This window comes from Faecalibacterium sp. DFI.5.82, assembly GCF_029076575.1.
GTDB lineage: Bacteria > Bacillota > Clostridia > Oscillospirales > Ruminococcaceae > Faecalibacterium > Faecalibacterium duncaniae.
In genome coordinates this window covers 1-302 of sequence record NZ_JARFIS010000728.1, presented here as the reverse complement: position 1 = coordinate 302, position 302 = coordinate 1, and the positions used below count along the sequence as shown (strand labels likewise).

At 60.9% G+C, this 302-nt stretch carries 1 pseudogene; it reads right to left on the bottom strand.

The features are described 5' to 3' along the window. A pseudogene (locus P0G09_RS18645) lies at positions 1-302 on the bottom strand (sulfide/dihydroorotate dehydrogenase-like FAD/NAD-binding protein); the annotation flags it as partial.

The window sequence follows — 302 nt, the reverse complement described above, 5'->3', positions numbered from 1 at the left end:
CCACGCAGGCAAACTTGGTCTCGCCGCCCACGGTCAGGCGGCAGCCGCCGCACATGCCGGTGCCGTCGATCATAATGGGGTTCATGGAGACGATGCTCTGCAGCCCGTGCTTCTGGCAGGTCTTGACGACGAATTTCATCATGATCAGCGGGCCGATGGTGATGACCAGATCATACTGGTTGCCAGCGGCTACGAGCTCGTCCAGAGCGGCAGTGACCACACCCTTGGTGCCGTAGCTGCCGTCATCGGTCATAATGCGCAGCTCGTCACTGCAGCCGTTGAACTCGTCGTCGAGGATGAGC